Source organism: Chryseobacterium sp. WX (assembly GCF_029542485.1).
In the GTDB taxonomy this organism is placed as follows: domain Bacteria; phylum Bacteroidota; class Bacteroidia; order Flavobacteriales; family Weeksellaceae; genus Chryseobacterium; species Chryseobacterium cucumeris.
Map to the genome: position 1 here is coordinate 4,765,044 of NZ_CP120710.1, position 26,091 is coordinate 4,791,134.

25 protein-coding genes and 1 tRNA gene are annotated in these 26,091 nt (G+C 35.7%); 13 read left to right on the forward strand and 13 right to left on the reverse strand.

Annotation, left to right across the window (positions count from 1 at the left end; all coding sequences use genetic code 11):
• The first annotated feature begins 287 nt into the window (after positions 1-287).
• From PZ898_RS21900 to PZ898_RS21910, 3 genes are all read left to right on the forward strand, one after another.
• A tRNA-Asp gene (locus PZ898_RS21900) sits at positions 288-361 on the forward strand.
• A 97-nt stretch (positions 362-458) separates the two neighbouring features.
• Complete coding sequence (locus tag PZ898_RS21905) at positions 459-1,529, forward strand: acyltransferase (RefSeq protein WP_123278161.1); 1,071 nt, start codon at positions 459-461, stop codon at positions 1,527-1,529.
• Between the two features lie 553 nt (positions 1,530-2,082).
• On the forward strand, positions 2,083-3,108 hold the full coding sequence (locus tag PZ898_RS21910) for a L,D-transpeptidase (RefSeq protein WP_065119736.1): 1,026 nt from the start codon (positions 2,083-2,085) through the stop codon (positions 3,106-3,108).
• Here the strand turns inward: PZ898_RS21910 and PZ898_RS21915 are convergent.
• From PZ898_RS21915 to PZ898_RS21925, 3 genes are all read right to left on the reverse strand, one after another.
• Entirely contained in the window at positions 3,101-3,628 is a 528-nt protein-coding gene (locus tag PZ898_RS21915) for a hypothetical protein (RefSeq protein WP_120232994.1), read from the reverse strand. The genes PZ898_RS21910 and PZ898_RS21915 overlap by 8 nt on opposite strands.
• Before the next feature lie 4 nt (positions 3,629-3,632).
• Complete coding sequence (locus PZ898_RS21920; RefSeq protein ID WP_123278159.1) at positions 3,633-4,952, reverse strand: PDZ domain-containing protein; 1,320 nt, start codon at positions 4,950-4,952, stop codon at positions 3,633-3,635.
• 120 nt (positions 4,953-5,072) lie between these two features.
• Complete coding sequence (locus PZ898_RS21925; protein WP_277694234.1) at positions 5,073-5,711, reverse strand: alpha/beta fold hydrolase; 639 nt, start codon at positions 5,709-5,711, stop codon at positions 5,073-5,075.
• A gap of 245 nt (positions 5,712-5,956) precedes the next feature.
• On the opposite strand from PZ898_RS21925, the gene PZ898_RS21930 reads away from it, so the two are divergent.
• Positions 5,957-6,388, forward strand: coding sequence for a hypothetical protein (locus PZ898_RS21930; protein ID WP_228432265.1), 432 nt, complete (start codon positions 5,957-5,959; stop codon positions 6,386-6,388).
• 44 nt (positions 6,389-6,432) lie between these two features.
• On the opposite strand, the gene PZ898_RS21935 is transcribed toward PZ898_RS21930, so the two are convergent.
• The gene (locus tag PZ898_RS21935) at positions 6,433-7,071 is read right to left on the reverse strand and encodes a response regulator transcription factor (protein WP_062676385.1); all 639 of its coding nucleotides are present in this window, start codon (positions 7,069-7,071) and stop codon (positions 6,433-6,435) included.
• On the reverse strand, positions 7,061-9,034 hold the full coding sequence (locus PZ898_RS21940; RefSeq protein ID WP_062676384.1) for a tetratricopeptide repeat-containing sensor histidine kinase: 1,974 nt from the start codon (positions 9,032-9,034) through the stop codon (positions 7,061-7,063). The genes PZ898_RS21935 and PZ898_RS21940 overlap by 11 nt, the downstream gene beginning before the upstream one ends.
• A gap of 202 nt (positions 9,035-9,236) precedes the next feature.
• Between PZ898_RS21940 and PZ898_RS21945 the strand changes: the two genes are divergently transcribed.
• Complete coding sequence (locus tag PZ898_RS21945; RefSeq protein WP_062676383.1) at positions 9,237-9,653, forward strand: hypothetical protein; 417 nt, start codon at positions 9,237-9,239, stop codon at positions 9,651-9,653.
• Positions 9,654-9,725: 72 nt separating this feature from the next.
• Here PZ898_RS21945 and tyrS read toward each other — a convergent pair whose 3' ends face one another.
• Positions 9,726-11,021, reverse strand: coding sequence for a tyrosine--tRNA ligase (gene tyrS, locus PZ898_RS21950; protein WP_062676382.1), 1,296 nt, complete (start codon positions 11,019-11,021; stop codon positions 9,726-9,728).
• Positions 11,022-11,220: 199 nt separating this feature from the next.
• Between tyrS and PZ898_RS21955 the strand changes: the two genes are divergently transcribed.
• Positions 11,221-11,781, forward strand: a complete 561-nt coding sequence (locus PZ898_RS21955) for a sigma-70 family RNA polymerase sigma factor (protein ID WP_034692096.1) — start codon at positions 11,221-11,223, stop codon at positions 11,779-11,781.
• Between the two features lie 89 nt (positions 11,782-11,870).
• Here the strand turns inward: PZ898_RS21955 and PZ898_RS21960 are convergent, their stop codons facing one another.
• On the reverse strand, positions 11,871-12,503 hold the full coding sequence (locus PZ898_RS21960; RefSeq protein ID WP_238590676.1) for a hypothetical protein: 633 nt from the start codon (positions 12,501-12,503) through the stop codon (positions 11,871-11,873).
• A 115-nt stretch (positions 12,504-12,618) separates the two neighbouring features.
• On the opposite strand from PZ898_RS21960, the gene lipA reads away from it, so the two are divergent.
• Positions 12,619-13,485 carry a lipoyl synthase gene (gene lipA / locus PZ898_RS21965; protein WP_002981042.1) on the forward strand — a complete coding sequence of 289 codons (867 nt, stop codon included), beginning with the start codon at positions 12,619-12,621 and terminating at the stop codon, positions 13,483-13,485.
• Positions 13,486-13,686: 201 nt separating this feature from the next.
• Here the strand turns inward: lipA and PZ898_RS21970 are convergent, their stop codons facing one another.
• A complete protein-coding gene (locus PZ898_RS21970) occupies positions 13,687-14,580 on the reverse strand; it encodes an AraC family transcriptional regulator (RefSeq protein ID WP_062676380.1) in 894 nt (297 codons plus the stop codon).
• A 183-nt stretch (positions 14,581-14,763) separates the two neighbouring features.
• On the opposite strand from PZ898_RS21970, the gene PZ898_RS21975 reads away from it, so the two are divergent.
• Positions 14,764-15,966, forward strand: coding sequence for an MFS transporter (locus PZ898_RS21975; protein WP_216445130.1), 1,203 nt, complete (start codon positions 14,764-14,766; stop codon positions 15,964-15,966).
• 69 nt (positions 15,967-16,035) lie between these two features.
• Here PZ898_RS21975 and PZ898_RS21980 read toward each other — a convergent pair whose 3' ends face one another.
• Positions 16,036-16,416 carry an STAS/SEC14 domain-containing protein gene (locus tag PZ898_RS21980; RefSeq protein ID WP_047432974.1) on the reverse strand — a complete coding sequence of 127 codons (381 nt, stop codon included), beginning with the start codon at positions 16,414-16,416 and terminating at the stop codon, positions 16,036-16,038.
• A 114-nt stretch (positions 16,417-16,530) separates the two neighbouring features.
• On the opposite strand from PZ898_RS21980, the gene PZ898_RS21985 reads away from it, so the two are divergent.
• Entirely contained in the window at positions 16,531-17,736 is a 1,206-nt protein-coding gene (locus PZ898_RS21985) for an FAD-binding oxidoreductase (protein WP_277694235.1), read from the forward strand.
• A gap of 142 nt (positions 17,737-17,878) precedes the next feature.
• On the opposite strand, the gene PZ898_RS21990 is transcribed toward PZ898_RS21985, so the two are convergent.
• Both PZ898_RS21990 and PZ898_RS21995 read right to left on the reverse strand, forming a co-directional pair.
• Complete coding sequence (locus tag PZ898_RS21990) at positions 17,879-19,069, reverse strand: VWA domain-containing protein (protein WP_277694236.1); 1,191 nt, start codon at positions 19,067-19,069, stop codon at positions 17,879-17,881.
• Positions 19,070-19,420: 351 nt separating this feature from the next.
• On the reverse strand, positions 19,421-20,095 hold the full coding sequence (locus tag PZ898_RS21995; protein ID WP_277694237.1) for an SIMPL domain-containing protein: 675 nt from the start codon (positions 20,093-20,095) through the stop codon (positions 19,421-19,423).
• Positions 20,096-20,403: 308 nt separating this feature from the next.
• Here PZ898_RS21995 and PZ898_RS22000 point away from each other — a divergent pair, with 308 nt between their 5' ends.
• Positions 20,404-22,197 carry a histidine kinase gene (locus PZ898_RS22000; RefSeq protein WP_277694238.1) on the forward strand — a complete coding sequence of 598 codons (1,794 nt, stop codon included), beginning with the start codon at positions 20,404-20,406 and terminating at the stop codon, positions 22,195-22,197.
• 25 nt (positions 22,198-22,222) lie between these two features.
• Here PZ898_RS22000 and PZ898_RS22005 read toward each other — a convergent pair whose 3' ends face one another.
• The gene (locus PZ898_RS22005; protein ID WP_082798860.1) at positions 22,223-22,576 is read right to left on the reverse strand and encodes a WG repeat-containing protein; all 354 of its coding nucleotides are present in this window, start codon (positions 22,574-22,576) and stop codon (positions 22,223-22,225) included.
• Positions 22,577-22,751: 175 nt separating this feature from the next.
• On the opposite strand from PZ898_RS22005, the gene PZ898_RS22010 reads away from it, so the two are divergent.
• Both PZ898_RS22010 and PZ898_RS22015 read left to right on the forward strand, forming a co-directional pair.
• Positions 22,752-23,486, forward strand: coding sequence for a LytTR family DNA-binding domain-containing protein (locus PZ898_RS22010; RefSeq protein WP_065119735.1), 735 nt, complete (start codon positions 22,752-22,754; stop codon positions 23,484-23,486).
• 74 nt (positions 23,487-23,560) lie between these two features.
• The gene (locus tag PZ898_RS22015) at positions 23,561-24,103 is read left to right on the forward strand and encodes a lipocalin family protein (protein WP_062676373.1); all 543 of its coding nucleotides are present in this window, start codon (positions 23,561-23,563) and stop codon (positions 24,101-24,103) included.
• Positions 24,104-24,168: 65 nt separating this feature from the next.
• Here the strand turns inward: PZ898_RS22015 and PZ898_RS22020 are convergent, their stop codons facing one another.
• Positions 24,169-24,642: a hypothetical protein gene (locus PZ898_RS22020; RefSeq protein WP_062676372.1), complete on the reverse strand. Its 474-nt coding sequence runs from the start codon at positions 24,640-24,642 to the stop codon at positions 24,169-24,171.
• Positions 24,643-24,756: 114 nt separating this feature from the next.
• Between PZ898_RS22020 and PZ898_RS22025 the strand changes: the two genes are divergently transcribed.
• On the forward strand, positions 24,757-26,007 hold the full coding sequence (locus tag PZ898_RS22025) for a CinA family nicotinamide mononucleotide deamidase-related protein (RefSeq protein ID WP_277694239.1): 1,251 nt from the start codon (positions 24,757-24,759) through the stop codon (positions 26,005-26,007).
• The last annotated feature ends 84 nt before the right edge of the window (positions 26,008-26,091 follow it).

Consider the following 26,091-nt stretch of genomic DNA (forward strand, 5'->3'; position numbering starts at 1 on the left):
TCAAGAGAAAGAATCTATTGTATGTACAAATTATAGATAAAGGGTTATCTTAGAATTTAAAGTAACAAGAATGTTGATTTTGTGTGTTTTTTATAATCGACTTTCTTAAATTTTCTAAGTAAAATAGGGCAGAAGAGTATTAAGTACAGCTCTATATTAATTTTTTTATCTTTGACAATCTGTATCTTAACAATAACTTTGAAAGAAAAGAAATACGTTTCTTTGGAAAAGTTAAAAAAATCTATATATTTGCACCAGTTAAAAAGCAAATGCTACCTTAAAAAATTGATCCGGTAGTTCAGCTGGTTAGAATGCCGCCCTGTCACGGCGGAGGTCGCGGGTTCGAGTCCCGTCCGGATCGCAAAAGAGCCTTCTATTTTTAGAAGGCTCTTTTATTTATTACTCCTACTTTTGAGACTTATCCATTAATTTTATTTATTTTTGTGGAAAATTTCTTGATGAAGGTAAGGTTTGAGTTTTTGGATGGAATAAGAGGAATTTCTGCGTTATGGGTAGTTTTATATCATTCTTTATTATTTAACGGCTATTCTACAGGTCACAATATTAAATGGTCTAATCATTTTGTTTTATTTTTTATACAAAAAGCTACATCAATTGGTCACTTAGCAGTATCTATATTTATAGTTCTTTCCGGATTTTGTCTTGCACTTCCAGTGGTTAACAATAATATGGAGATAAAAGGAGGGTTTAAAAGATATATTAGCAGAAGAGCTAAACGATTAATTCCTCCCTATTATGTTGCTTTATTATTATCAGGACTGCTCATTTTACTTTTTCCTTTATTACAAACACCGTACAATACGGCCTGGGACAGTAAATTACCTGTAAGTTTTTGGTCTGTCATTAGCCATATTGGATTATTTCATAATTTAAAATCTTCATGGATTTTCAAGATAAATGGAGCGCATTGGTCTATTGCTACAGAATGGCAGATTTATTGGCTTTTTCCTTTCATGCTTCTGTTTTGGAGAAGAACTAATGTATACATATCTTTTATTATATTCGTATTATTGGCATTATTACTAAAAAAGCTGATTCCAATGGCAAAACCCGAATTTATAATTCTATTTTTCATGGGAGTTATATGTTGTTATTTGTCATTTAAAAAAATGACAGTCAATAAATTATTGATTCCCTTAGCTACAACTATTTTCCTTGCAGGTTTATTGGCTTTCGCATTATTACATATTAACGGTTTTGTAATGATATTACTAACAGGGATAACTTTTTCTTTTTTATTGTATTCCTTAGTCTCTTACACAAAATCAACAGAAAAACCAATCCTTATTCTTGAAAATAAACCATTAGAATTTTTAGGAAAGATATCTTACAGTTTATATCTTATACACGGACCGCTCCTTGCAATTATGAATCTTTATTTATTAAAAAACTTTGAACTCACAAATGACACAAGGCAATGGATTATCTTTATTGGGGTCTTTATTTTAATAATACCTGTAACAACTATTTTTTACAACTTGGTTGAAAAGAGATTTCTTAATAAATAATACTCCAATAAAATAATTTTCTAAAATAGAAAAAACAGAGCATTGAAACGGTTGATAATCTGGATCGCTTTAGTACCGGATAATTTTTTTAAGAAGCCTGCAAAGTATTTAGCCATAAACGTTCCTTCAGTTGCAAGATGCCAATCTCTCTGAAGGATTTCTCTTGATGACGTATCAGTCCATCTTCTTTTTTAACATAAAGTTTTACGATTTTATCGCGTAATGGATAATCATTTACAATAATCTCAGGTAAAAAGCCTTTCGATTCCAGAAACCTTTCTTTAAACTCCCCGGGAATGCTGTTTTTTTCAAAGTAAATGTGAGCTTGACTATTATATTGTTCTACTTGAGGATATCAAAGGGGTCAAGTAAAAATTAAGTAAGTAATTATGTTTTTCTTTGGGCTTTTCAACTATAACTCCTCATTTACCGTAATAAAGCCTCCGTTTTTTTACGGTATTTTTAAGAATGTCTTTTAGGATTCAAATTTAGGTCTGATATTTGTACTGGGTAGCCAAACTAAATGGCCGATTTATTTATGAAAAACATATCTGTGAAAAAATCCTTTTTTTATATCTGTTTATGTGCTTTTTTTCTGGTTTCCTGTAAAAAGGAAATAGAAAAAATAAGTGATACTTTTAAAGATACAGTTTCTTCTTCGGAAGTTGCGGAGGTAGAAAAGGATTCTCTAAAGAAAGATTCTGTTCCTGTCGTTAAAAAAGAATCTGTTCCGCCTGTTATGCAGGAGAATGGCTTTTATAATGCCTTTGTTCTTCCCAAAGATAAAAAGATGCGTGATTCTGTTTACGCAGAATTCAGCAAGAAATATAGTGTGGAAGAAAGAACAGCTATTTTAGCCTTAAACAGATTGGATTCTAAAAGTAAATGGAATGCCGACACCTTGGTAGTTCCTGCAAAAATAGATACCACGCTGATGGCCTATTCACCGTTTCCAATGCAACTGGATGTGTTAAGCGGAGTGAAAAAGTTTGTCATTTTCTCATATCCTATACAGGCTTTTGCGGTATACTCTAATGGAAGTCTTGTAAAATGGGGACCAACAAGTATGGGTAAAAAAGCAGCCCAGACTACAAGAGGCCTTACTTTTGCCAACTGGAAAAAGAAACTGGCTATTTCCACTGTAAGCAGCGAATGGAAACTTCCTTACAATTTTAATATTCACAATATAGGCGGAATCGGGTGGCATGAATATACACTTCCCGGATATCCTGCTTCACACTCATGTTTACGATTGTTGAGAAAAGATGCCCAATGGTTGTATTCCTATGCAGATACCTGGATTTTGAATCCCGGTGGAGCTACTACTAAAGCCAGAGGTACAGCAGTAATGGTATTCGGAGATTATAAATGGGGAGGAAGAAAACCATGGAGAAATCTTTTGGATGATCCTAATGCCAACAATATTTCCGTTGAAGAATTGACGAAACTTTTAGAACCAGACGTTCCGAAGATGCTTAAAGAACAAAGCAACAGAGAAAAAGTTGCAGATTCTATCAAAGCAGCAAAAGCAGCAGCTCCTATTCAAAATGAAAAGCCTGTAGAACCTCTGTCTAATTAATTTTCTTTTCAAATTGTAAAGTAGATTCTTCAGCAAACTTTCTAAGTTTAAGCATTTCCTCTTTACCTTTATGTTGCCCAAATCTGGCAGCGATATACGTAAGAAGAATAAAAAATAACATGATAAAAGAAGCGCTCAGTGCCCAAGGGTATTCGGCGCTTTTTATTTGCTTTTCTACGTAATACATTGTGAAAAAGGTCATCCAAAGAATAGAAAAAGAAAAATACAGGAACATAAAGAAGGTCCACACCGCAGAACTGGGACCGAAAACTCCACGTATGGTCGTATGCTCATCTTCCATTTCTATCCGTAAGGCAAGGCTGGGTTTCCAGTAATTATCATATTCTGTTTTTACCCAGATGGTAGCCACTTCTTTATTGATATTGCCTGAAAACTCATCTTTATGCTCTTCCATATATTTTTTCAGATTTTCAGCATACTCTTCCTTAGTAAGATGAGTAAACATTTTAAATCTGGGTCTGGTTCTTATTCTGTCTAAGGTGGTTTCTTCAGTATTCATATTATTATTCTTGATAAGGAATAGGGTCTTGAAGGGTAAAACTTAGTGTAAGTTTTTCATTTTTCCTTTGAATGAGCATATTGATAGTTCTACCTTCATTAGATTTCATAAGCTCTACAATTTTTTCAAGGGTCATCTCGGAAGTAGGATCTCCATTAATACTTAGAATTCTGTCTTCCTTTTTCAGACCTGCTTCATAGGCCGGCGAATCTTTTCTTACTCCGGCAATAGAAAATATAGGTTTTAGACTGAATTTATATTGAAAAGCATTTTTATAGGCGCCGTTTACTATAGTTGTCGTTTTTTGAGTTTCAATATTTATTCTGTCTTGCTGCCATTCCAGCCCGTCCTGTTTGAAATCCAATCCGCTCATATTAAAGTGAAAAGGATCATTAAAGAATCTGTTTCTTTTCAAATATAACTTTTTGTTAGGATAATCAAAAATGACTGTAAACCTGCGCATAATTTCACTGCCTATAGAGCCTTTCCTGTTTTCTACTAAATTGACGTGTTGTATAGAGAATTCATCCGGCATAGAAGTGAGAGGCTTTTCAAACTTAAAATTTCCAAGGTAAAAATTATGAATACGACTTCTTTTACCATAAATATCTCCATTAAAACCACGGCCAAGAAAATCATCAATATTAGGCCTGTTATAAACAAAATTTTTAATCAGTGTGGGGAAGAGCCATATCGCATCACTGTTTCCAAGATCAATCAGCAGTTTTGAGTCTTTCTTTTCATTTGTCATTTCTACACCTGCATACAGATAGGGCTTGTCTCTTTCAATGGTAATGGGGAATTCTTCAAATTTTCTGATTTTCTTTTCTAAAAGAGCAGCATTTTCAAATACAGTTATTTTCTTGGATGAATAATCGATATAAATAGGATGATTTTTGAAAAAATGATAGCCAATCACTCCATTTACAGGAATTCCTACGTGAGGCGAAATATTAAATTCTTCATCAATAATGATATAAAGAGACATGGAGGTATTAATAATCCCATCACCTATTTTGCCTATATTGCGCTCAGACTTCAGTCCATCAATACTTAAACTACCCCCAAGCCCGGAAAATTTGACTTTTTCAACATTGCTTAGCTTCACTTCTTTGTTTTCCAGGCTGAAAAGGATGGTTTCAGAAACTCCCGTATCCAGAAGAAAGGTGAGTTCAGCACCGTTGATATTAATAGGAATAAAGATAAGGTTGTTGATAAGCTGAAAAGGAATGACTGTTTTTTTAGTATTAATTAACTCAAAAGTATTTTGAGCATTTACAAAAATGCTTAGAAATAATCCCAGTAAAAGCAATTTAAATTTCATTTACTGAATTTACTGAATTTATCTATATGATAATAAAAAAAACATTCCAAAAACTGGAATGTTTATATAAGTTACAATGAAGTAATGTTTTTTATTGAATTTATTCCAAAATGGTTTTGGTTATTTTGAAAAGAAGTCCATTAAATCCATATAATTCTTCTGGTTAACCCCATGCCCGCTCATATATTCTCTAAACGTGAAATAACAGCTAAGATCATAAAGAAGATCAGCTGCTTTTCTTCCCCATTCCAGAGGGATCACAGCATCATCCGTACCATGAGAAATGAAGAAACGCAGCCCCTCCAGTTTCTTTTTATCTTTTACAATACCCTCCAGAATTTTATCTTCAGGATAACTGCTCATACAGGCAACACGATTGAAAAGCTCAGGATGTTTTAAAGCCAAAGCATAACATAATATACCACCCTGGCTGAAGCCACAAAGATGAGCTTTGCTTTCCGTAAGCCCATAGTGGTTGACAATCTTTAGTATACTTTCCAGAACTGCATGTAAAGATTCGTTGGCCTGGGGAACATCAATGAAATTTTCAGGATCATTAAAATTGATATCATACCATGAATATCCTTCAAATTGAGTATCACGTGGAGCTCTGAAACTTACAATGATCCAGTCATTGGGAAGAGTTTCTCTAAAACTGAAAAGATCCTGCTCATTGCTGCCGTAGCCATGAAGCATAAAAAGAATGGGAGTTTGGGAAGTGATATTTTCCGGCTCTCTTACTAGATAATCTAAATTCATACAGCAAAGATAATTAAATTACCTGCAGAATCTTAACTTTTATTATTCATACAATGAACTTCTGTTGCATGGTGGTTTATGTGTAATGATTAATTATTTGGAGTATATTTTTGAATTTTTCCGGGTCTTTCTGTTTTTATTGATTTGATATTATTTGGAAATCTTTATTGGAAAATTTTCATAAAAGTTATTTTTATATTAATAAAAAACTTATATTTGAAACATTAAAAAATCTATTTGGAGAAATGAAGCAATTTTACAATTCAAAAAGTTTACTTAGACTTTCTTTTTTATTCGTTTTATTATTTTCTGTAATTACCGTTGTTAATTCTTGTAAAAAAGATGATGATGAAGAATTTCAGGATCATGTGGTTCAATTCGAAGTGAAGACCACTGCCGGAGGAAACATTATAAGTGTTGTAACACAGGTAGGTACAGCTCAGAATACCATATACAATACTCCGCAGTCTCCTGTAACTTCACCATGGACAAGTGGAGAATTCTTTGTGAATTCCAGCCAGGCACAGCTTAATCTTGATGCGAATGCATCAATGCCGGATGATAATTCTGAATTGACAATCAATCTTTATATTGATGGTGAGATAGCAAGAACAGTGAAGAAGAAAGGTAAAGGGGTATTGGTTGCTTCTATTGATTATAGCTTCTTAGAACCTTAAATTACTTTAACAATATATAAAAAACCGCTTTTAAAGCGGTTTTTTTATTCTTCAATCATACGTTGCTGTACTGCGAGGTTAATCAATTCTGTTGAGTTCTTTGCCTGAAATTTCTGTAGCAGATTCTTACGGTGAGTGTCTACGGTAAGAGGACTTAAAAAAAGTTCTTCAGCAATTACATTACTTGTTTTTCCCTGTGCTACCATCTGTAGAATTTGTTTTTCCCTTTTAGTCAGTCTTGGAATAGGAAGGGTAGTCTGAGAAGGAAGACTGATAATCTGTTTGGTTTCATTGCAGAAAACAATATCTCCCGAAAGAGCTCCTCTGATACCTATCACAAGATCATCAATGGAAGTATTTTTGAGAAGGTAACCGCTTGCTCCGTTTTGTATAGACTGCATAATAATGCTTCGTTCTGAACGGTTACTGAACATTATGACAGAGGTGCTTGGCGATATTTTTTTGATTTCTCGGCAGAGTTCTGTTCCGTTGGAATCTGGGAGCGTAATGTCCAGAAGAACAATATCTACCATTTCAGACCGGATGAAACTTAGTGTTTCTGCACCGGATGCAAAACTTCCTGCAACATTGAAGAAAGGCTGGCTTCTCAGCATCATTCTTAATCCTTCAATGACAATGGGATGATCATCTACGATGACAATATTTATTTTTTCATTCTCCATGGATGTTAAGTTCTATATTAATTGCTGTTCCTTGATCATCAGAATTGATTTCCATTTTTCCTTTCAGGTAGTTGACTCTGTTTTTCAGATTACGAAGTCCCATACTTTTGGAGGTATTTTCTATATTTTTATCAAATCCTTTTCCGTTATCTTCAATCGTGATCAGAAAATTCTCGCCGGATTGGGAGCATTGAAGCAGAATACTGCTGGCTTCGGCGTGTTTTACAGCATTGGCCAGTAACTCCTGTACAATCCTGTAAATATTAAGCTGGATATTTAAAGGTAATGCTTTGTCAATATCAATAGCCTGAAAATCAATTTCCAGGTTTTTTCTCTTGTAAAATTCACACAGGTCGAGTATCGCGGTTTCCAAACCAAAATTAAGCAATGATTCTGGCATTAAATTTCTCGCTACATGACGGAGTTCACTTACAGAGCTGTCCAGCTGCCCCAGTATCTTATAAAACTCCCGATCTTTTTCAGGGTTTAAATGACAGGAAGACCACGTAGAAAAGTTGATCTTTACGCCGGCAAGCATTCCTCCCAGACCATCATGAAGGTCTCTTGCAATACGTTCTCTTTCCCTTTCTTCGCCATCAAGAATGGCTTTGGTTAACGATAATTCTTCCTTTTGCTTAATATCATTGATTCTCTGTTCATTTATTTTTTTGTTTTTTCTGAAAATAATAAACAGGAAGATCAGAAGACTTAACGCCAGCAGTAAAACAAGACCCATTCCCCACAAATAAGAATTCTTTTTGTTGACTTCCAGATCTTTTTGATTCTTTTCAGCATTTAAAGTTGCTATTTTCCTTTCTTTTTCAGCAGTATTGAATTTAGTTTCGAGTTTGTTGATTTCAAGCTTTACATTTTCTGTATTCAAACTATCGTTGAGTTTGGAATATCTTTGTTCCCACAGGAGCGCTTCTTTAGTATCTCCCAGTTCTTCATTAAGCAAGGAAAGCTGCTTATAAAAAGTTTTTCTGTTATTAAGATCAATAGCCAGAGATTTTTCCGTTAAAACATCTTTCAGGGTAGTCTTAGCTTCTTTATATCTTTTAAGTTTCTTTAAAATGTCAAACTTGTTGAAATAAAACATTTGAGCCAGAAGATTCTGATTGTACTTTCTGGTATACAATATTCCTTTTTCTATCACAGGAAGAGCTTCCTCATTTTTCTGCCGGGTAATATACAACAGGGTTTTGCTGTAATAATAAAAAGCATTGGATGAGGATTCAGGATATGTCCTGACAAGCTTTTCGGCTTTATTCAAATACTTTTCAGCCTGGTCTCCATTGGCCTGATAACAAAAATTGTTGGCAGAATTGAGATAGGTAAAAAATAGCTCCGCAGAATTCGGATATTGTTTTTCAAGAATTTCAAGGGCTTTGTTATTATAACCTTCAGCTTTTTTAAACTGGGCATTATAAGTAAGAATAACTGCAAGCTGAGTATACAGGAATCCCAGGTTTCTGCTGTTCTTATATTTTTCAACCAATGGAATACTCTTTTCAAGCATGATTTTAACTAACGGAATATACCCCTCTTTATCCTTTTGAGAGACTCCGTAGCTGTACCAGGCAAGAGCCTGAAGAAAATCGGATTCTTCATTTTTAAATTTTGATAAAAATTGAATAGCCTGCTGATAAGAAACAGCAGCTTTGTTTTTATTTCTGTCCAGATTATACTGTCCTTCGTAATAATAATATTTTGCCGAAATAAAAGGATTGTTTTGAGCCAGTATTTTCCCTTTTGCAAGATATTTTTTACTCAAAACCGAATCACTGTTCCTGTAATAATTTGATAAAAGAAAAGAGGCCGTTGCTTTTGAAGGATCGGAATGATTTCCTTTTGTAATGTTTTGTAAGCTGTCTATATAAGCTTTCTCATTAAGCGGAATGATTTGTTGGGATTGTAAAGTAAAAGATAAAAATAGACTTAACAGGACAAGTAATCTCTTCATTATGGATCAATTCTGTAAAATTGTTTTTTTAAAACGTTCAATTTAATTAAAAATTTTAGCATAAAAAATACCTGAATTTAGGTAGAAAAAATTACTGGTTTTTCAGGATTGATAGACGTACGTGATGCTCATAGCTTTGCAAACATCAAATCATGAATCATAGAATATTCAATATAGTAACTAAAATTTAAACAAAAAGATTATGAAAAAAATGAGAATGAATCAGCTGTTAAGAGGAGCATTTGTTGCAGTAATAGCAGCAATGCTTATTGGATTTACGGCTTCATGCAGTAAAGATAACGATGACAATGAGAATGGAGCAGGAAAAAGTCATAAAGTGGTTTTTAAAGCAATCGCTTCTTCAGGTAGTAATATTGAGGTAGCGGTTTATGGAATTGACGGTAATCCTACCACTGCAACAAGTCTTAGCGGAACAACATGGAGCAGCCCTGAGGTAACATCAGAACCTGGAGCATACAATGCCACCGTTGGAGTAAACGCTGTCGGACCGGATGCTTCTGCAACTTTGAAAGTTCAGATCTGGGTAGACGGAGAACTGAAGAAAGAGGGGACTTCCAGCGGACAGTATTTGTCGGCTTCTACAAGCTATACATTTTAATATTAAATTATTTTAGGACATAAAACGGGCGCTGAGATTCATCTCAGCGCCCGTTTTTATATGTATCTTTTACTAATTTGCTCTTACAATAAAGTAGCTTTTTTTACCTTTTTGTAATAATAAGAACTTACCATCGATAAGATCCGTTTCATTAGCTGTAAAAGTATCATTTACTTTTTGCTTGTTGACAGAGATTGCATTTCCTTTAATCTCTCTTTGAGCTTCACTCTTAGATTTTAAGAACCCTGACTTTTCAGAAAGAAGATCAACAATATTCACTCCTAAAACATCAGCTTTTGCAATTTCTTTCTGAGGAACTCCATCAAAAACTTCAAGGAATGTTTCCTCATCAAGACTTACAAGATCTTCAGCAGTAGAACGTCCGAAAAGGATTTCAGAAGCTTTCAGTGCTTTCTCATACTCTTCTCTTCCATGTACCCAAACTGTTACTTCTTCAGCCAGTTTCTTTTGTAGTTTTCTTTCGTGTGCCGCTGTTTTGTGCTCTTCAATTAAAGCTTCAATTTCCTCTTTTCCTAAGAAAGTGTAGAACTTAATGAATCTCTCAGCATCTTCATCAGTAGCATTCAGCCAGAACTGGTAGAATTTGTAAGGAGAAGTTTTCTTTTTATCCAGCCAGTAATTTTCTCCACTTTCAGACTTCCCGAATTTGGAGCCGTCTGCTTTGGTGATCAAAGGAACCGTTAATGCAAATGCTTCACCCTGAGCTTTTCTACGGATCAATTCTGTACCTGTAGTGATATTTCCCCACTGGTCTGAACCTCCCATCTGCAGCTTTACATTATTGTTTTGGTATAAGTGGAGGAAATCATATCCCTGGATGAGCTGGTACGTAAATTCTGTAAAACTCATTCCGTCTGCCCCTGACTCTCCAGAAAACCTTTTCTTTACAGAATCTTTAGCCATCATATAGTTGACTGTGATATTTTTTCCTACATTTTTAGCAAAATCAAGGAAAGAAATATTCTTCATCCAGTCGTAGTTATTTACCAGCTCAGCTTTGTTAGGCTCGTTTCCTTCGAAGTTTAAGAATTTCGAAAGCTGGTTTTTTAAACAGTCAACATAGTGTAAAAGAGTTTCTTCATCCAAAAGATTTCTTTCAGCAGATTTTCCGGACGGATCACCAATCATTCCCGTTGCACCTCCCACTAATGCAATCGGCTTGTGGCCATGAAGCTGGAAGTGCGCTAAAATTTTTATCTGGATAAGACTTCCGATATGTAAAGAATCGGCAGTAGGATCAAAACCAATATATGCAGTAGTTACCTCTTTATTCAGTTGTTCATCGGTTCCTGGCATCATATCGGCAAACAAACCACGCCACTTTAGTTCTTCTATAAAGGAATTCATTGATTTTTAACTTTAAAATTTTAAGATGCAAAGATAGTAAATTCATAAGTATTAAGGGTAAAAGCGAAACAGCAAAAATGTCGCGAAAAGAAAGTCACAAATCATGAAAATCTTTGTTAACTTTAAGAATTGAACAAGTTCACATTTTTGCCCTTTTACTCCTTTGTTTTTTACCCCAAATAATCTATATTTGTTATTAATGAACGACGAACAGCTATTCCTGCTCATCCAGAAGGCCAAAGATAAAGATCAGAAGGCTCAGACTAAACTCATCAATATTTTTTGGGTAGATGTTTTCTCTTTTGTCATGAAAAAGGTAAGAGATGAAAATGATGCGGATGAAATTACCGTCAATGTTTTTTCAAAAGTATTGTCAAAACTGGATATGTTTGATCCTCATTTTCAGTTCAAGACCTGGATATTGACCATTGCCCAAAATACTGTTATTGATTTCTGGAGAAAGAAGAATCGGGATAACGAAGACGCTGTTGAAAACCTTGATGAAGTCAAAAACCAATATGCAAAATCACCTGAAGAGCTTCTGATTTCTGAAGAAGAACAAAAGAAAATCATCAAAACCATAGAATCTCTGGATGCCAATTATCAGGACATTATCAAGCTGAGATTTTTTGAAGAAAAAAGCATCAAAGAAATTGCTGAAGAGCTGGGAATCTCCGTTGCCAATACTAAAGTAAGAGTAATGCGAGCCAAAAAAGTCTTAGCCGAACTGTTGAAGAATAATGAATTTGATGATCATTAAGCTCAATAATTCAATACATACTATTCAATAGAAACGTATTTTAACCCGTTTACTAAAAATACAAATTCAAAATTGGCTTTAGCCAAAGATTAAAAATAAACCTCTTCTTTTGTTTTCGGAAGAACTATTTTTTGCTGCTTTTCCTGATTTCTGTTCTGCAGATTGATCTTCAGCCCTTTTTTAATATAAGTTTCTTTTAAAGACTTACCATATTCCGCAGTATTTTCTACCTCTTTTGAATAATTAAGCTGTCCTGTTGAAAGGTTAAAATCTATCTCTTTCCAGTAATCACCAGGTCTTCCGGAAATGGAGGAGGTTCCTATGAGCTCAAAATTCCCGTTCTGAAATCTATATTTATCTGTAACATCCCATTTCCAGCTGCTTCCGCCGTTTTGGGAAATAATCAGAATTCCTTTTTCTATTTTAGTTTCTCCATAAGGATCACCCATCATCCCTCCGCCATTGCTTTCCATAACAGCGTTTCTCGATTTTTCAAGAATAGTCCATGCTCCACCTGTTTTTTTCAGAATCTGAATTTCACGGATGTTTCCCATATCAGTCGTATCCTTTGTATTGTAAATAATTACTTTCTCAGGAATTTTATCACCATCAAGATCACCATCTACTGTTTCAATAACTGAAGAACCTGCAGGCTGAAATTGTTTTTGGGCCAGACAAAATGTTCCGCATACAGCGAATAAAAGAAAGAATATTTTTTTCATAAGAATATTTTGAACAGATAAATATACAAATGAAATTTGAATGATCAATTTCATCAATATATCCGGTTGATGGTTTCCATTAAAAAATCCTTAACTTTGAGCTTCAATTTTAGAAATGGAAAATTCAGTTCAAGACACTACCGTTCAAAAACCAAAATGGATCCGCGTAAAACTTCCTACCGGAAAGAATTACAGAGAGCTGAGAACTTTGGTTGATAAATATAAATTAAATACCATTTGCCAAAGCGGAAGCTGCCCGAACATGGGAGAATGTTGGGGTGAAGGTACAGCTACTTTCATGATTTTAGGAAATATCTGTACAAGAAGCTGTGGATTCTGTGGCGTAAAAACAGGAAAACCGCTTGACGTAAACTGGGACGAACCTGAAAAAGTAGCAAGATCCATCAAATTAATGAAGATCAAACATGCCGTGCTTACTTCTGTAGACCGCGATGATTTGAAAGATATGGGTTCTATTCTTTGGGGAGAAACAGTGAATGCTGTCAGAAGAATCTCTCCGGGAACCACAATGGAAACATTGATTCCTGACTTTCAGGGTATCACAAAACACCTTGACAGATTAGTAGAAGTTGCTCCTGAAGTAATCTCTCACAACATGGAAACCGTAAAACGTCTGACCAGAGAAGTGAGAATTCAGGCAAAATACGAAAGAAGCCTTGAAGTATTAAGATACCTGAAAGAAGCCGGACAAAGAAGAACCAAAACAGGAGTAATGCTTGGATTAGGTGAAACTAAAGATGAGGTTTTCCAGACGATCGAAGATATCAGAAATGCCAATGTAGATGTCATTACACTTGGACAATACCTACAGCCAACTAAAAAACATCTTCCGGTAAAGAAATTTATCACTCCTGAAGAATTTGATGAATTCGGGGATTTTGCAAGAAGCCTAGGTTTCAGACACGTTGAAAGTTCTCCACTCGTAAGAAGTTCTTACCACGCAGAAAAACATATTCACTAAAAATACAGACCGTTCAGCAATGAGCGGTTTTTTGTTTTTTAGGTAGCAGATTATAGGTGATAGATTGCAGGTATTAGTGGTTACTAATGAAGGCGGCAATCGTTACAATAACGGCTGTCATCATTCCCATCCTTTGGAGGGTGGTCAAAAATTCAAAGAATTTTTGACGGGGTGGTTCCTACAACACTCAACAAAGCCTACTTAACAAGTCGTATCCTTCTTAATCACTCCAATCCTACCATTTATTTCAATCGGTCTGAAATGTTTTTTCTTAAACTCCGAAGGCGTTTCTCCCGTATGCTGTTTGAAAAGTTTATTAAAATAAGAAAGACTTTCAAAACCTACCTGAAAACAAACTTCTGTCACAGACTGATCTTTCAGCAGGAATATTTTAGCCTGATTGATTCTGTAATTGTTAACAAAATCAGTAAACGTCATATTCGTCTGCTTTTTAAAATACCGGCAGAAAGCAGGAGTACTCAAACTGACAACCTGGGCTACTTCGTTTACATTGGGTTTTCTGTCGTAGTTTTCATGGATATAATCGTAGATGGTTCCCATTCTGATTTTATCATTCAAAAACCATTTGATCCGGGTATCTTCCTTATTCAATTCTTTCACTTCTGTGGAATGGGCAAGAATTTGCAGAATTTCAATCAGCCCAACCAAGGATTCAAAAGAGTTTTTATCTTTAATAGCCTGTAGTTTTTCAACAACTGTATTTTTGGTTTCTCCGGAAAATGAAAGTCCGAGATAGGAACGTTCCAAAAGGTTCTTAATATTCTCAAATTCCGGAACAGGAAGGATAATATCCTGAAGGAAGCTTTCCCGCATCTGTAATACAAGCTGCCTGCATTCGGTCTGAATACCATAGTCAAAATTAAGATGAGGAACGTTGGAACCAATCAGTAAAAGATCACTGTCTGTAAAGCCGGAAATGTTTTTTCCAACGTGGCGGATTCCATTCACAGCTTCTACATACACCAGTTCAATTTCCGGGTGATAATGCCAGAAAAAACAGTTTTTCAGAGAAGGAGAAAATAGTTTGAAGGATTTCCCTTTTTCAAACTCAATAATTTCTTTCTGGATCTTCATTTTGTTCCTATTTGATTATTTCTGAATTTAAAATTAAGTAAAAAGGTTAATATGGAGCAAGTTTTTATCATTCAAAGAGGAGTGAAATTCAAACTTTCTTGCGATTTTTGCACTTTCAAAATAAAGATACTCAGGTGATCCTTTAACTTGAACGAAATTAATTCAGAAAAAGATTTAGAGACAATGAAGATTGATAAAAGAATAATACCACTGGCAATTGGTGGTTTAGGGATAGGAACTACGGAATTTACCGTCATGGGACTGCTGCCGGATATTGCCAAAACATTACAGATTACGATTCCGCAAGCCGGACATTTGATTTCAGCATATGCCATGGGCGTGGTTATCGGAGCTCCAATCCTGATTGGATATTCTGTAAAATTCCCTCCGAAAAAAGTCCTGATGGCTTTTATGATCCTTTTTACATTATTTAATGCGCTTTCGGCTATTGCACCGGGATATAACAGTATGCTGGTTATCCGTTTTATGTCCGGACTTCCGCATGGAGCCTTCTTCGGTGTAGGAACAGTAGTGGCTTCAAGAATGGCAGGAAAAGGAAAAGAAGCATTTTATATATCGATGATGTTTACAGGGCTTACGGTTGCCAATCTCGCAATGGTGCCTCTGGTCACCTATATCGGGCATACGTTCCACTGGAGGCTGTACTTTGCTATTGTGGCTGTTATCGGACTTTTTGCCATCTTATTTTTAAAACTGTGGCTTCCGAATCTGGAATCCAACCAGAATACCCACTTTATGGAAGAACTGAAATTCCTTAAAAATAAACAGTCGTGGCTGGTATTGGCTATTACAGCCATTGGATTTGGAGGATTGTTCACATGGCTGAGCTATATTACTCCTTTAATGACTGTTGTTGCCGGGATTAAAAGCAGCCAGATGGCTTATGTAATGGTCCTTGCCGGGGCCGGAATGGTAGTTGGAAACCTGGTGGGTGGTATTGTTTCAGATAAATTAGGCCCGGAAAAAACCTGTGTATTACTGATTTTCCTTATGATGATCTCTCTTGGAGGTGTTTTCTTCCTTGCAGAATACAAGAATATTGCTTTGATACTGACGTTCATGTGTGGTGCGCTCTCAATGTCTATCGCATCACCCATCAATATTATGATGATGAAAGCTGCCCCGAAAAGTGAAATGATGGCCGCGGCTTTTATGCAGGCAGGGTTCAATATTGCCAATGCAATGGGAGCGTTCCTTGGAGGAATTCCTTTGGAGTATGGTTACTCCTTCAACTATCCATCGTTGGTGGGAGTAGGGATGACCTTTATCGGATTGGTTATAAGCGTAAGATATATGTACCTGTACGGCTCAAAAACTCAGAATGAAGAAGAAATAGCTGCAGAATGCGTCTCATGCGATAAATAAAAATGAGTCATAGTGAAAATAACATCGCCTGTTTCAGTAAGAAACAGGCGATGTTTTATCAAATAAATGTTATGCCTCTACCTCATCTCCGTTTTTACACCAGTAGAGGGCATTGTATAAATTTTCTTTGGGGAAAGATTTAAACTCTCCCGGCATCAGAACACTGAAAACACTGGTGAAATCACGTATTCCTTCTTTATCCGTAACAATGGCTGACCGGTTCCAGTTGGTAAGATTTTTCAGTCCCAACAATAAATCTTCAAGCCACGCACCCATGGTAAAATTATCCAGATCGGTATCCAAATACAATAAATAATTCAGCTCACCGAACTGCTCTACCTTCTCTTTTACGCGCGGAATTACCAGTTTTTCAAAATCCTCTTTCGTTACTTCTCCCGTTGCATTGAATGCCGCAACATTCTCCGGGGCTTCTGGAATAATTGTTATCATAATCAATATTTTATGGTGGTTCAGTTTAAAAGAATAACAATAATTACACCATAATTTAGTAGAAAATTGTTAAAAAAGGTATAAATGTTGTTAGTTTCAGTGTAAAATATTAATATGAATCTCAAATCAAATGAACCTTTCTGGCTTTTAAAAAACGGATTGTTAGCATCTTATCCATCTTTAAAATCAAATGAAGAATGTGATGTTCTCGTTATAGGAGGCGGCATTACGGGAAGCCTGATCGCTCATCAGATGATAAAAGACGGGTATAAAACCATCCTGATTGATAAACGTGAACTTTGCAACGGAAGTACTTCCGCTACCACTTCAATGTTACAATACGAAATAGATGTTCCTCTCTATGAACTGATCGATCAGATTGGGAAAAAAGGAGCGGTCTTAAGTTATAAAGCCTGTAGCGATGCTATTGATACATTGGAGAAAATCACAAGAACCATCAGATCCAAAGCAGGTTTCAAACGTAAAAAATCATTATATTATGCCTCGAAAAAGAAAGACCTGGAATGGCTGAAAAAAGAATATGAAGCGAGAAAAGCCGCCGGATTTGAAGTAAAGTGGCTGTCTTCGGATCGTGTTATGGACCAGTTCGGATTTGAAAATACATATGGCGGAATCTTGTCAAAACAGGGCGCAAGCATTGATGCTTTCCAATTCGCTCATGAGCTTTTCATGCATAATGTAAAGAAGGGATTGAAGATATTTGATAAAACTGAAATGGTAAAAGTGGAGGAGCATAAAGGATTTAATCTGCTCACCACAGACAGCGGATTTCAGATCAAAGCAAAAAAAATGATTTACTGTATAGGATACGAAAGCAAAAATCTGATCAAAGAGAACTTTGTCAACCTTAAAAGTACCTACGCGGTCGTCTCTGAAATTGATAAAGACAAGTTCAAAAACATCAGCAGCACATTAGTATGGAATACTGATGATCCTTACCTCTACATGAGAACTACTGATGATGGAAGACTTCTCATTGGAGGAGGAGACGAAGACTTTTATGATGCCGAAAAACGTGATGCTATATTGTATAAAAAAGAAAAAGAAATTCTTAAAAATTTAAAGAAAATAAAACCCAATTATCATTTCTATACAGACTTTGTCTGGGCTGGAACTTTTGGGGAAACAAAAGACGGCTTACCCTATATCAGTGAGCATAAAAAATTTAAAAACTCTTATTTTGTGTTAGGCTTCGGAGGAAACGGAATTACTTTTTCAGTCGCGGGAATGGAAATGACTTCTTTGTTCATGAAAGGCAAAAAGCATTCGTTATCAAGATATTTTAAGTTTGGAAGGTAAATTTTCATGCTTTATCTTATATATGACAATACTCCAATTGTTGTGCCCAATTCCCCTCCACAGGAGGGGTGTCAAAAATTCAAAGAATTTTTGACGGGGTGGTTTAAAAAAGCAGGCAGTCACAAAAAGACTGCCTGTTCAACTACAAACTATACCCGTTCTTTTTAGCAAGTTCAACAATAGAACTCTCAATGGCTTTTCCCAAATCATCAGAATCTTCTGTTCCTCTTTTTTTCATTTCGGAATCAATATAACCCTGGCGTTTTTTGGAAAGTTCTTCTATTTCCTTTTGAATTGTATCGCGTGCCGCAGATTTGGCAGCAATCGTTTTTTGAATTTCTTCCTTGCTTTTTCCTTTCAACTCGGCAGGAAGTTCACTTTCTTTAACATTGGCGATAAATCCGGCATCTTTTTCAGCTTTATCTACCAGATCCCAGTGGTCATTTTTGTAAGCATTCTTTTTAGATTTGGCAACTGTTCTTTCTACCAGATTGGAAGCTGACTGCATTTCTGCGTTTTTATCCTGTGTGATCTGCTTAAGCCTGTACTCTGAACCATGATTTCCGTAGTAGATATAAGTATCATTTAACCTGGCATTGCATTCGGAAATTCTTTTGTCGTAAGGTGTTTCAATGTACATCACTTTTCTGTCGCTGTCGATATTGAAGTATTTTCCTCCTCCCAGAGATGCTCCGTTTTGCCAGAACGTTTGGATTCCCTCTTCGCGGCTTCCGCAGAAAACGGTGTTGGTGTAAATATTTTTACCTTTCGCTTTTAAAACAACTTCCTTATAATTTATTTTTCCCTGATCAAATGCTTCATTACCTGCGATATAAATCAGTTTCATACTTTTCTCATTGCTGTCCCAGTTCAGGTTGGCAGCAGCATCACGGATCACAGCACCACAATATTCACTGCCGCCATTGGTTCTTAATGCGAACAGCTTTTCAGAAACAAGATCCAGATCCTGAGTGAGGGGAGTTACCTGACGGATGTAATTTTCATCACGAATTCCGTCGTTGCCGTATTCATACAGTGCAATTTCGATCTCGGGAGCTTTTCCGTTGTATTTAAGAGTGGTCAGCGTATTCACAATATTCCACAGTCTGGATTTTGCCTGATCAATCAGTCCGTCCATACTATTGGAAGTATCAAGGAGAAGAGCAACCTGAATTTTATTGTCTTTTACCGTTGAGGTTAGCGGAATTAATGTTGCTTTTTGTACCGGTAAATGATCGTCAGTATTACTTTTTGCAGCAAGGTTTTCCTGAATGTTTCCGGAGCTTAAGAAAGCTGTACCGGCTGCAAGTGCTAAGATTTTTAAAGTTGTCATATTGTTGTTTTTTATTGGTTATTTGTTGTAATCGGAAATCTTTAAATCCTTATTATTTTAAATTCCTGAAATAAAATTATCCCTATTTGAGGCTTGAAATCACGAAACTTGGTGAACGGAAGGTTTCACTTGGTGGATGACAAAATAAGGAAGGCTCTAATTGTATGTTTAGTGTGATAGTAATAATCTAATGTATCATTTCAATACTGTCAGGCTGAGTGGAGTCGAGGCCTTTACCATTCGAAAAACTTTAAAAGACCGACAGGTATTTTTCTTCAGCCATTACCCGATAACCCAATAGTACAAAAACAAAAAAGCCGCCCAAAAGGCAGCTTTCTCACATCTGTTATTTTAAAGGATTTCATATTTTGTTTTGATGCTGTATTTCAGCTTGATATTTTCAATATTATCAAAAGAATAATCTACAGGAGCGTCAGCCATTTCCACCTGCACACCGTAAGATCTTCCTTTATAAGCTGCAGGCATGATCACATCACTGGTGTAGTCTTCTATCTCTACAATTTCAAGAGCGTTTCCTGTTTTTTTACCCATGCTTTCCAGTAGGTAGTCTGCTTTTTCTTTAGCGGCTTTCAAAGCATTGATCTTCACTGTTTTTTTGAAATCCGCAATTTTAGTATTCTTTACCTCTGCAATATTCAGGCTGCTTACCCACTTTTGATTCAGGTCTTCAAAGATTTTGCTGAGGTTTGATTTTGTACCGGCTTTAAACTGATAGTTCTTAGAAAACTTAGCTGTCTTAGAATAGATATTCTGGTACATCGCTTTGAATTTGATATCCTCGTTCTTTACTCCTGCATTTTTTAAAATATCAAATAACTTCTTTTCATTATCTGCCAGATCGTTTTTATTATCAGCTTTTATCCCGATGCTAAAGATAATTTCATCCGGTTCTATTTCCATTTCGGCAACGCCTGTTACTTCAATGGCGTTTTTCTTTACTTCCTGAGCATTTACAAAGCTTCCAAGGGTTAAAATTCCGATTAATAAAAAATGTTTCAATTTCATAATTTCCTGTTTTTAAATTTTTAATTCTGATGTAAAATTACGCTGATCAGAAACCAGATTCCGGGAGACTTGGTGAAATAGAGTTTTCACTTGGTGAGTCTTGAAAAAAGTATTGTTTTGAAAAAAATCTTTTAAACCATTAATAGAATCAAGAGACTTAATTTTGTTTAAATGCTTAAGTGGTGACTTTCTCTTTATTCAAAAAAAATCATCTTACCCCAGAGTATCAAACACTCAACTTGGTGAAAGGGAAACTTCACTTGGTGAATAGTTTTTGAGCAGACTATATATATGTATATCTTTGTTTTATGAAAATGCTTAAACTCTTTACTATCGTTTTACTTGTGCTTTTGGGAAATATAATCTATTCCCAAACCACTACTAACAGCAGTGCTGCTGTGGAAGAAGTACAGGTAGAAACGAAGAAGCTGAAAAAAGCAATGGACAAGAAAAATGAACCTGCCCAGGCAGATTCTTATTATAATATCGGTGAAACATTCTTCAATGGCGGGAACTTTGCGAAAAGTGAAGAATATTATACAAAAGCCAAAAAGCTGTATGAAAAACTCAACGATAAGCCCAATATTGAGAAAGCTACCCGAAGATTAGCCCAGTCACAGGAAAAGCAGAATAAAATAACACCAGCCATCAGCAATTACAGCATGGCTGCACAGGTAAGCTATAGTGAAAAAAGTAAAGCGGTCAATGCTAATGATGTAGCAAGACTTTCTTCTCCCACGCCGGAGCTCAAAGCAGAAGCCATTCAGAATAATATCAATCTGACCAAAAAAGAAAATGAACAGGGCGATCTTGCAGAAAGTTACAGCCAGCTTGCAGATGTTAATCTGAGACAGAAAGACGTTTCCAGTGCAGAAGAAAATTTGAATACAGCCTATAAAATTTCTAAAAAAGAAGCTCCTCAGCAAGCGCTCGCCATCAATCAGAAACTGGCAGATCTTTATGTGGAAAACAAAAACTTTGAGAAAGCTATTGAAGCTAAAAAGAAAGTTCTGAAGGAGGATTTTGTGAAAGAGAACTCACAGGAAAAAGTGAATCAGATTCAGGAGCTGGCCGATATCTATATTAAAAAGAATGATCCTAAAGAAGCCGTAGACCTTTTGAAAAATGCCTACGGAATTGCTTTAGACAAAGGTCATACGCTGGAAGCACAAAGAAGTGTAAAGAAACTGGATAGCCTTTATGCGATTTCAGGAAATGTGGATGCCTCAGTTCAGCTGTACAGAGATTTTTTGGGAAAACTTCCGAATCTTGTTTCCAAAGACAGAAGCCTTGTTGATAATAAAATTCTCGAAGATACAGAGCAACGAATCTCACAGCTGGAAAAAGAAAAAGAGCTTAAAGACGAACTTATACGAAAGAAAAATGTCTTTAATTACAGTCTGATCGGTGCATTGGTTTTGCTGACAGGACTAATCATGTTTATTTTCAGCACCCTGAAAAAGGTTCAGACGAAAAATAAGAAAATTGCCCTTCAGTCGTTACGTCGTGAGATGAATCCTCATTTTATTTTCAACAGTTTAAATAGTGTCAACCATTTTATAGCCACCAATAATGAGCTTGAAGCGAATCAGTATCTTACCAAATTTTCGAAGCTGATGCGCGGTGTAATGGAAAATTCCACTGAAGATTTTATTCCTTTTCAGCAGGAGCTGGATCTTCTTCAGAATTATCTTGCTCTGGAAAAAACGCGTTTCGCAGATAAATTTGATTATGAAATTGAAGTAGATGAAAGCCTGAATATGCAAAATCTGCAAATTCCGGGAATGCTGATACAGCCGTTTCTGGAAAATGCTGTCTGGCACGGACTCCGCTACAGAACTGACAAAGGATTTTTAAAATTAAGCTTTAAAAAAAGTGAGTCTCATCTGAACATTCTTATTGAAGACAACGGAATAGGTATTGAAGAAAGTAAAAAGCAGAAAACCCAGCACCAAAAGACCCGAGAGGGAAGAGGGATGAAAAATACGCTGGAAAGAATTCAACTTCTGAATGATCTCTACAAAAAAGAGATCACCTGCTCTGTAAAGGATAAGGAAAATAGTAATGGTGTTTTGGTAACTATCCAGGTCAATTTGAAGTAATTGAATTCAAATCGATCTGTGGTTTCTATTTGATATATTTTTTCTTTAAAACAGAAAAATTCTTTTTGATATAGTCCAGTTCATAATGGGCAGGAATGATTTCAGTACCTGAACGGTTAATAAATCCATAGGTCCCCGTTATGTTTTTTACCAATGCCAGATCCTCAGAGTATTCACCGAATTTATTAATCCTGGAATACACAGGTTGAGTGATGATTTTTCCGCTTACATCTGAAATTCCATACGTTCCGGAATTGGTTTTTGTAAGTCTCCAGTTTTTATTGATCTTACTGATATCCTCTCTTTCTGAAATTTTCATCTGTGAAAAAGAAAAACTGAATATACTCATGCAGCAAAGAATAAGAAGTTTTGATTTCATATGATTTTGTCTGGTTTATTAATTTTAATCTCTAAAATAATTCTTTTGCACCTTTCCTGCAATAAAAGTTACCAAAAGTATGGCTAGAGAGCTTGTGTCAGCAAATTGTAAGGTTGGTTAAATATTCCTAATTTGCAACTGCAATCTAATGATCTGCCACCTAAAATCTGATCTGATGAAAATAAAAGCTGTAATTATAGATGATGAACTCATAGCAAGAGAAGTTTTACGAAACTATCTGACCAAATACTGTCCGCAAGTGGAAATTCTGGGTGAAGCTGAAAATATTAAAGAAGCCGTACCATTAATCGCTGAAAAGCAGCCTCAGCTGGTCTTCCTGGATGTGGAAATGCCTTTTGGAAATGCCTTTGATGTACTGGAAGCTACCAAAGAATTCTCCTATGAAACTATTTTCATTACTGCATTTTCACAATATTCATTACAGGCTTTAAATAAATCAGCAAGTTATTATATTCTAAAACCTATTGATATTCAGGAACTGATTCTTGCAGTCAATAAAGTAACAGAAAGTCTTGAGAAAAAAGATGAACTCAACCGGAATAAAATCCTTCTTGAAAACCTGAAATTAAAACCTGAAAAACAGCAATTGATTTTGCCAACTTTACAAGGATTTGACGTCGTAAAAACCGAAGATATTGTAAGACTTCAGGCGGATGGAAATTTCACTCAGGTATATCTTACGGATGGTTCAAAGAAGATGGTATGCCGCTTTCTGAAACACTTTGATGATCTTCTGGAAAATCCGTTTGTGAGGGTTCACCGTTCCCATATTATCAATACAGGTTTTGTGAAATCCTACCATAAAAGCGGAACAGTGATGCTGTCTGATGATACAGAAATTGAGGTTTCAGGAAGCTTTAAAGATAATTTCCTGAAAGTATTTTCATAGAATTTATTGTACCTTAACAGACTTAAGGCATTATTTTTGACGTTTTTATAACAACCATACAAAATCTTTCTGTCATGAAAACTATTCATAAAATTATACTTCCCGTTTCGTTAGGAGCATTGGGGCTTATCGTTTTCAATTCCTATTCTGTAAGGATTCCCAGAGGTGCATTTGCTGTAAAGAATTTTGATCTTAAAAAATATCTGGGCAGATGGTATGAGATTGCCCGTTTTGATTACAGGTTCGAGAAAAATATGGACAATGTTACTGCAGAGTATACAGAGAATCCGGATGGAACAGTTCAGGTCAGAAATAAAGGGTATGATTACGTTAAAAAAGTATGGAATGAATCTATTGGAGAGGCAAAATTTGTAAAAGACCCGACAGAAGCACGCCTTAAAGTTTCATTTTTTAAACCAATATGGGCGGGTTATAACGTTATAGATATTGATGAAGACTATCAATATGCTCTTGTAGCAGGAAGCAGTTTAAAATATTTATGGATTCTTTCCCGTACTACCAATATTCCTGAAAGCATCCGCCAGCGTTTCATTCAGAAAGCAAAAAAAATAGGCTATAATACTGATGAACTGACCTGGGTAAAGCATAACCAATAAAAAAACGAAGAAAACAGATGAGGTTCCTAAACTAATTTGCTCTCTGTTTTCTTTATTCTAAGCTTTTAGCTGTTTATATATTCCTTCCATTCTTCAAAACGGTGATCAATGACTTGTTTCATCAGATCATAATTTTCGTAGGTGTCTTCGATGTGGTAGAATGTCTCGTATTCGTAGTCGCTTTCCTCTGCTTTGGCATCAAAAATATTCACATAATCATCGGCAAATGAACTGTATCGGTTACCGAAATCAGTATCGTCTGCATAATAGTCTTTGGCAAAAAGATTTCCCAGTTCATTCAGATCATATTCGGAAAATTTTCCATCGCAGGAATCCATAACAAATTCTGCTCCAGTCATTTCTCTTCGTTTTACCTTTTCTATTTCTTCTGCAGCATCTTCTTTCAGTTCATCGGAGATCAGATTGTTATGAATACACCAGTTCAGAAACATTCCTGTATGTGTTGCCCCGTTTTTCTGAGGAAGTCCTTCCGGAAAATCACCACCATAATGCCATGACGCATCATCATATTTAGACATAATTTGTATTGTAGTTTTTGATAATTCTGGCAAAAATAGAAAAAATCAATTTATATTGCCGCTGCCATAGAATTTTCCGTCATTTGCATAGAATTTTTTTCAACAAAAAAATATATGGAAAAAGCTGTTCTGATTACTATCGGGGATGAAATTCTTTCCGGAAATACGGTAGATACCAATTCTAATTTTATTGCAACTGAACTTAAAAATATTGGAATAAAAGTTATTCAGATTCTTACAATCTCAGACGAAATTGAAACTATTAAAAATGCTTTAAGTACTGCCTTTGAAACCGGAGACTTAGTCATTACAACCGGAGGACTTGGGCCAACCAGAGATGATAAAACCAAAAAGGCACTTGCCGAATATTTCAATGATGAAATTGCATTGGATGAGGTAACCTTCGATCATTTGAAAGGCTATATGGAAAGAAGAGGACGCGCAGATATTCTGGAGAGAAACAAAGAACAGGCTTTTGTACCTACAAAATCCATCGTTTTTCAGAATCATTACGGAACGGCACCATGTATGATGATGGAACAGGACGGGAAATTGTACTACAGTCTTCCTGGAGTTCCTTATGAAGTAAAACCACTGATTAAGGATCAGATTATTCCTTATTTACAGCAAAGATTCAGCCTTCATTATATCCATACCAGAATTGTTTCTGTAGTAGGAATTCCTGAGAGTATCCTTGCAGACAAAATTGAAGAATGGGAACTGGCGCTTCCTGAAAATATTGCACTGTCTTATCTTCCGGTAGGAACACGTGTAAAACTCCGTCTGACAGCTTCCGGTGAGAATGAAGAACAATTGAAACAAAGAACAGAAGAAGAAATTCAAAAATTACTTCCTTTGGTACAAGGTCATGTAATTGCCGTAACTGAAGATAAAATAGAAAATATTCTGGCAGAAATGCTCACTGAAAGAAATTTGACGATTTCTACTGCAGAAAGCTGCACAGGAGGTGAACTGGCCAAAATGATTACTTCAGTTTCCGGAAGCTCAAAATATTTTCTAGGGGGAATGGTAGCTTATGCCACAGAGAAAAAGATTAAAATTCTAAATGTTTCCAGAGAAACTGTTGATGAGTTCACTGTAGTGAGTGAACAGGTGGCACAGGAAATGGCCAAAGGGTGTCAGGAATTGTTTGAAACTCATATTTCCCTTTCTACAACAGGCGTTGCCGGGCCAGGAAAAGGAGAAGACGGTAAAGATGTAGGAACGGTTTACTATACAATCAGGATCAATGATCACGAAGTAACCTCCAAATTATATATGCCACATCTGGAAAGAGTAGACTTTATGGATTTTGTTTCCCAAAAGGTGATTCAGGATCTGGTAAGTCTTCTCGTAAACAGTTAAATACGAATATATCTTTTTAATTTTTTTTTAATTAATTTTTATACAGTTTTTCACGCTTTTTGAAAGCCCTACAATAAATTTCAA

Coding starts and splice junctions, on each gene's coding strand:
- PZ898_RS21915 (WP_120232994.1), bottom strand. CDS start 3,628: ATGAATACTGAAGAAACCACCTTAGACAGAATAAGAACCAGACCCAGA.
- PZ898_RS22005 (WP_082798860.1), bottom strand. CDS start 22,576: ATGAAATCAAAACTTCTTATTCTTTGCTGCATGAGTATATTCAGTTTT.
- PZ898_RS21920 (WP_123278159.1), bottom strand. CDS start 4,952: ATGAAATTTAAATTGCTTTTACTGGGATTATTTCTAAGCATTTTTGTA.
- lipA (WP_002981042.1), top strand. CDS start 12,619: ATGGAAAATTCAGTTCAAGACACTACCGTTCAAAAACCAAAATGGATC.
- PZ898_RS21940 (WP_062676384.1), bottom strand. CDS start 9,034: ATGAAGAGATTACTTGTCCTGTTAAGTCTATTTTTATCTTTTACTTTA.
- PZ898_RS21955 (WP_034692096.1), top strand. CDS start 11,221: ATGAACGACGAACAGCTATTCCTGCTCATCCAGAAGGCCAAAGATAAA.
- PZ898_RS21970 (WP_062676380.1), bottom strand. CDS start 14,580: ATGAAGATCCAGAAAGAAATTATTGAGTTTGAAAAAGGGAAATCCTTC.
- PZ898_RS21995 (WP_277694237.1), bottom strand. CDS start 20,095: ATGAAATTGAAACATTTTTTATTAATCGGAATTTTAACCCTTGGAAGC.
- PZ898_RS22000 (WP_277694238.1), top strand. CDS start 20,404: ATGAAAATGCTTAAACTCTTTACTATCGTTTTACTTGTGCTTTTGGGA.
- PZ898_RS21930 (WP_228432265.1), top strand. CDS start 5,957: ATGAAGCAATTTTACAATTCAAAAAGTTTACTTAGACTTTCTTTTTTA.
- PZ898_RS21925 (WP_277694234.1), bottom strand. CDS start 5,711: ATGAATTTAGATTATCTAGTAAGAGAGCCGGAAAATATCACTTCCCAA.
- PZ898_RS21960 (WP_238590676.1), bottom strand. CDS start 12,503: ATGAAAAAAATATTCTTTCTTTTATTCGCTGTATGCGGAACATTTTGT.
- tyrS (WP_062676382.1), bottom strand. CDS start 11,021: ATGAATTCCTTTATAGAAGAACTAAAGTGGCGTGGTTTGTTTGCCGAT.
- PZ898_RS22025 (WP_277694239.1), top strand. CDS start 24,757: ATGGAAAAAGCTGTTCTGATTACTATCGGGGATGAAATTCTTTCCGGA.
- PZ898_RS21980 (WP_047432974.1), bottom strand. CDS start 16,416: ATGATAACAATTATTCCAGAAGCCCCGGAGAATGTTGCGGCATTCAAT.
- PZ898_RS22015 (WP_062676373.1), top strand. CDS start 23,561: ATGAAAACTATTCATAAAATTATACTTCCCGTTTCGTTAGGAGCATTG.
- PZ898_RS21990 (WP_277694236.1), bottom strand. CDS start 19,069: ATGACAACTTTAAAAATCTTAGCACTTGCAGCCGGTACAGCTTTCTTA.
- PZ898_RS21905 (WP_123278161.1), top strand. CDS start 459: ATGAAGGTAAGGTTTGAGTTTTTGGATGGAATAAGAGGAATTTCTGCG.
- PZ898_RS21975 (WP_216445130.1), top strand. CDS start 14,764: ATGAAGATTGATAAAAGAATAATACCACTGGCAATTGGTGGTTTAGGG.
- PZ898_RS21935 (WP_062676385.1), bottom strand. CDS start 7,071: ATGGAGAATGAAAAAATAAATATTGTCATCGTAGATGATCATCCCATT.
- PZ898_RS22010 (WP_065119735.1), top strand. CDS start 22,752: ATGAAAATAAAAGCTGTAATTATAGATGATGAACTCATAGCAAGAGAA.
- PZ898_RS21985 (WP_277694235.1), top strand. CDS start 16,531: ATGAATCTCAAATCAAATGAACCTTTCTGGCTTTTAAAAAACGGATTG.
- PZ898_RS21945 (WP_062676383.1), top strand. CDS start 9,237: ATGAAAAAAATGAGAATGAATCAGCTGTTAAGAGGAGCATTTGTTGCA.
- PZ898_RS22020 (WP_062676372.1), bottom strand. CDS start 24,642: ATGTCTAAATATGATGATGCGTCATGGCATTATGGTGGTGATTTTCCG.